At 68.3% G+C, this 4,430-nt stretch carries 6 protein-coding genes; 4 read left to right on the top strand and 2 right to left on the bottom strand.

The window, feature by feature from the left end:
- A partial coding sequence (locus ABD255_RS07145; protein ID WP_344211097.1) for an FtsX-like permease family protein occupies positions 1–1,026 on the top strand: 1,026 nt, incomplete at its 5' end.
- Between the two features lie 18 nt (positions 1,027–1,044).
- Here ABD255_RS07145 and ABD255_RS07140 read toward each other — a convergent pair.
- A complete protein-coding gene (locus ABD255_RS07140) occupies positions 1,045–1,215 on the bottom strand; it encodes a hypothetical protein (RefSeq protein WP_344211095.1) in 171 nt (56 codons plus the stop codon).
- 25 nt (positions 1,216–1,240) lie between these two features.
- Here ABD255_RS07140 and ABD255_RS07135 point away from each other — a divergent pair, with 25 nt between their 5' ends.
- Both ABD255_RS07135 and ABD255_RS07130 read left to right on the top strand, forming a co-directional pair.
- Positions 1,241–1,771 carry a CGNR zinc finger domain-containing protein gene (locus ABD255_RS07135; protein WP_344211093.1) on the top strand — a complete coding sequence of 177 codons (531 nt, stop codon included), beginning with the start codon at positions 1,241–1,243 and terminating at the stop codon, positions 1,769–1,771.
- Positions 1,772–1,825: 54 nt separating this feature from the next.
- On the top strand, positions 1,826–2,443 hold the full coding sequence (locus ABD255_RS07130) for a bacterial proteasome activator family protein (RefSeq protein WP_344211090.1): 618 nt from the start codon (positions 1,826–1,828) through the stop codon (positions 2,441–2,443).
- Between the two features lie 3 nt (positions 2,444–2,446).
- Here the strand turns inward: ABD255_RS07130 and ABD255_RS07125 are convergent, their stop codons facing one another.
- Positions 2,447–3,259 (bottom strand): HAD family hydrolase, encoded by an 813-nt coding sequence (locus tag ABD255_RS07125; protein ID WP_344211088.1) that lies wholly within the window; start codon positions 3,257–3,259, stop codon positions 2,447–2,449.
- 604 nt (positions 3,260–3,863) lie between these two features.
- On the opposite strand from ABD255_RS07125, the gene ABD255_RS07120 reads away from it, so the two are divergent.
- Positions 3,864–4,373 (top strand): WhiB family transcriptional regulator, encoded by a 510-nt coding sequence (locus ABD255_RS07120; RefSeq protein WP_344211086.1) that lies wholly within the window; start codon positions 3,864–3,866, stop codon positions 4,371–4,373.
- Positions 4,374–4,430 lie beyond the last annotated feature (57 nt).

Here is a 4,430-nt window from a genome sequence, read left to right as displayed (position 1 = left end):
GCGATCGCGTTCGCCTCGGCCAACAGCATCGCCGCGGACGCCCAGCACTACCGGCCGGAGGGCCTGTCCGGTGACGCGAGAATCGCCTTCCACGGCCTGGTCCCGTACTCGCCGTCAACGGTCGAGAAGGTGGCCGGCCTGATCCCGGCCGAGAAGACCTACGAGATCGCCGAGGTGTCCTGGCCGGGCGAGAAGTCGTACAACGGCTGGACCCCGGGCCTGATGGCGATGGGGCCACCCGGGAAGGAGGGAGACTCGGGCTATCCGCTGCTGGTCGTCGACCCGGACTACATCGCCCGGTTCCCGGAGTACGGGCCGAAGGCGGCAGCGGCGATGCGCGACGGCAAGGTCGTCGTGTCGGATCCAAGGGCCCTGAAGAACGGGTTGGTCGCTCTGACCTCGACCGCCGACCAGATGGCCACGTCGACCAAGCCGCATCCGGGTGCGGTGGTGCCGTCGCCGCCGACCATCGGCCTGCTTCCGATGTCGTCGCTGGCCAGTCCCGAGACCGCGAAGAAGTTGGGCGACCTCAGGGTCCTGCAGGTCCAGTACGACCTGTCGCGTGAGCCGACGGACGACGAGTACGGCGCTGTGGCCAAGGTCCTCGGCCATGACGGCGAATTCACGGTGGAGAAGGGATATCAAAGCCCGGCGCGGCTCTGGATGCTCGGACTGCTCGGTGCGGCGACGGTGGTCACCTTGCTGGGCGTGGCGATCTCGGTCTCGCTGTCGGCGGCGGAGGGACGGGCCGATCTGGCGACCCTGGCGGCCGTCGGTGCGCCGCCGCGGCGTCGGCGGAACCTGGCCGCCGCGCAGGCGTGGGTGCTGGGACAGCTGGGTTGTCTGCTGGGCGTTGGAGTGGGAGCCCTGTACGGCTACACGGCTCACGCCGCCTTCGGGTCGCCGCACTTCGTCATTCCGTGGCAGGAAATCGGCGGGATCGTGGTCGTGGTGCCGTTGTTCGCCGGGCTGCTGGCCTGGTTGCTGACCCGGTCCCGGCTGCCGATGGTTCGCCGGGTCGAGTGAATTAGTTGTCGCGCGCCCCTATCTGGCCTCGATCCGGGCCAGGTCGGGGTGCGCGACCGGGTGCAGCGGAGTACTGGTGACGCGCCACTGGCCGCAGCCGCAACGCTGGTAGCTGAGCAACCCCTCGCTGACCGGGTGTGACGACGCCACCTCCCAGCGGTGCCGGTGAAGTTCTTCTCTGGTGGTCATGAGTCCATCGTGATGTAATGCCATTGTGTATCTCAACCCTTACGGCGCCGACGCGGTCCTGCTGGCCGTGAACCTGGCCACGCATCCAGCGAACACCCCCGATGAACTGGCCGAGCGCTGCGAGGAGAGCGGCGTCGAGAGCCGCCTGGTCCGGACCCGGAAGGTCACCGCCGCCGACCTGGCCGCAGTACGGGTGGCGTTGGACGAGTGGCTGGCCGTGGTGGACGCGCCCGATGAGGAGTCCCGGGTGCGGCTGGCGAACGAGATGCTCGCGAAGTACACCGAGCATCCGCGGCTGACGAACCACGCGGGAGATGGGTGGCACATGCACTACCGCCCTGACGACGTACCGGTCGGCCGGCTGGTCTCGACCCTGATCAGCACCGGTACCGCGCTGCACCTGGCGGGCCGCGGCATCAGCCGGCTGGGCCGCTGCGCGACCGACGGCTGCGACAACGTGTACGCCGACCTGTCCCGTGGCGGGCGACAGCGGTACTGCAGTCCCGCCTGCGCGAACCGTGACGCCGTCCGCAGGCATCGCTCCAAGCCGCACTAGTGCCCTGCGCTGGCCCTTTCCGGAGCCCTCGTCAGCGCGGCCTAGGATGGGCAGATGACCGAGAGCAGCAGCGAGAGCCAGGGTGGCCGCGAGGTTCAGATGACCGGTGCCCAGACCGAGGACGGCAAGATCCTGATCGTCGGTCCGGACGGCATGGCCGTCGAGGGGCCGCCGCGCGAGCGCGAGGACGAGCGCGACGACGAGCCACGCTCGGTGACCGAACTGGTCGAGCAGCCGGCCAAGGTGATGCGGGTGGCGAACATGATCCGCCAACTGCTCGACGAGGTGAAGGCTGCTCCGCTGGACGAGGCGTCGCGGCAGCGGCTGCGGGCGATCCACGAGGCGTCGATCAAGGAACTCGAAAGCGGCCTGGCCCCCGAACTGGTCGAGGAACTGGAGCGGCTCAGCCTCGACTTCACCGAGGACAGCACGCCCACCGAAGCCGAGCTGCGGATCGCGCAGGCGCAGCTGGTCGGCTGGCTGGAAGGCTTGTTCCACGGCATCCAGACGGCGTTGTTCGCTCAGCAGATGGCCGCGCGTCAGCAGCTGGAGGGCATGCGTCGCGCCCTGCCCGGCGGCCAGCAGATGCCGTCTGACGAGTCCCCCGCATTCCCCGGCGCACCGCAGCCCGGAGCCACCGACGGCCCCGGCAGCGGCGGGATGTACCTGTAGCAGTCAGAAGTTGAAGAGGTCTGCGAGGACGGTGGCGACACCGTCCTCGTCGTTCGAGGGGCAGACCACGTCCACCATCGCGAGCACCTCGACGTGCGCGTTGGCCACCCCGTACGACGTACCGGCCCAGACGAGCATCGGTAGATCGTTCAACGAATCCCCGAACGCGATCGTCTGATCGGCGGAAATCCCCGCACTGGCAGCGAAATCGGCCAGCATCGCCGCCTTCGACACCCCGCTCGCCGAGATCTCCACCAGGCTGTGGCCGCCGCTGTGGCTGGCCGCGACCCGGTCGCCGACCAGCGGCGCGATCCGCGCCAGCAGGTCGTCGGAGTGCCAACTAGGGTGCCGGACCAGGAGTTTCGCGGCCGGCTCCGACAGCAACACCTCGACCTCGGCGATCAGCGTGTCCTCCGGCATCGGCCACCGGTTGAGGTAGCGCGGTTCCTGTCCGTAGCGGTTCGATCGCTCGATCGCGAACTCCACGTCCGGGATCTCCGCACGGATCGCCTGAGCCACCTCGAGCGCGACCGCCGGATCGATCAGCGCGGTCCGAATCGCCTGGCGCTGAACGACGTCGTACAGAATGGCGCCGTTGGCAACAATCGCTACACCGTGCGCGCCGACCAGGTCGGTCAGGTCGTGCAACCAGCGCGGTGGCCGCGCGGTCACCATCACGAAGACGGCGCCGGCCTCCTGTGCGGCGAGCACCACTTCCTTGGTCCGCGGCGAGATCGACCCGTCGCTGCGCACCAGCGTTCCGTCCAGGTCGGTGGCGATCAGGCGGGGTGGACGGACTGCGTCTTCGGCGGGCACCGGTCTACCGTACCTTTTGCGACTCAGTCGCTTCATACCCTCTCCAGGGCCTCCGGCGCAACCGTTTGGACATCGCTTTCCGGGCAATCTTGATTGACCGTTGAACAACGTCACCAGACCGTTACGGCAGGATGCTGCAAAGGCAACTAGTTCCCATGCGCTGCAGGGTTTGCGCATGATTTCATGCGGTGGCTGGGCGGGGAACCGGGCGCGATTCAACCGCGTCGTACGCCTGTTCCGGATCACAGATCCGGTGCGGCCTCACCTGGATGGAACAGCGTCGACGGATCGATGCGGAATTGGGTGCAACCAAATCCGCGGTCGCGACGTCAACAGTATTGGATCGGTGCGTCTCGCGCCGTTCGACAGGGTGGGTCGGCACCAGATGGTCGGTCCATCAGCTAGTGGGCCCCTGATGTACGAGCGTCATTCATCGTTCGTTCACACGGGTCCTGGAACTTGGGGAGCCACGATGATCGTCAACAGCGTCAAGATAGCGGGGCAAGGGAGCAGCGGCTCCCGTGCGGCTGTCGACACATCTTCCATCATGGAAGGGGCCATGACCGGCTGCACTGCACGTACGGACATTTTCCAGCACCGCTTGATGGAAGAGCCGCCGCCCGCGTCGGCGACCCGGCGGACCCGCGAGCGCTACGAGCAACTGGTTCGGGAGGCCAAGACGCTCTGCGCTTCGTGCCCGCTGTTCACCGACTGCCTGTTCAGCGCCGTTGCCGAGCACGACGTCAGCGGTTTCGTCGCGGGGACGACCGCCGCCCAGCGACGCTCGATGCGCAACCTGCTCGACGTCGAGGTGCAGGCGGACGACTTCGACCAACTGGCCGGAGCGCGGGGCACGCGCCGGCCCGTCAGCCACGAAGAAGTACTGCGGCTGCGTACGCAGTACCCCAATGACAGCCTGGAATCCCTGGCCATGCGGCTGGGCTGCTCGCTGTCGACGGTGAAGCGCCACCTGCGCCGGGCCCGGCGAGGCCAGAGCCCCGCAGCCAAGGCCCCGCGCCGCCGCCCGGAGGTGAGCGCCGTCCTGGACGCGTTCGACGCCGTGGTGGACCGGCCCTGCACCTCGCCTCGCCCGGGCAGCACCCGCGTCGCCTGACGCTGATACTCGGCCCGCCAGCGGACTATCAGCACCACGCAAGACAAGAAGGCCCGG

The sequence above is a fragment of the Kribbella sancticallisti genome (assembly GCF_039530625.1).
GTDB classification, from domain to species: Bacteria; Actinomycetota; Actinomycetes; order Propionibacteriales; family Kribbellaceae; genus Kribbella; species Kribbella sancticallisti.
This window is presented reverse-complemented; position numbering and strand designations above follow the sequence as displayed.

Bases quoted from the DNA above. Each gene is read 5' to 3' on its own strand.
- ABD255_RS07140 (WP_344211095.1), bottom strand. From the start codon at position 1,215: ATGACCACCAGAGAAGAACTTCACCGGCACCGCTGGGAGGTGGCGTCG.
- ABD255_RS07130 (WP_344211090.1), top strand. From the start codon at position 1,826: ATGACCGAGAGCAGCAGCGAGAGCCAGGGTGGCCGCGAGGTTCAGATG.
- ABD255_RS07120 (WP_344211086.1), top strand. From the start codon at position 3,864: ATGGAAGAGCCGCCGCCCGCGTCGGCGACCCGGCGGACCCGCGAGCGC.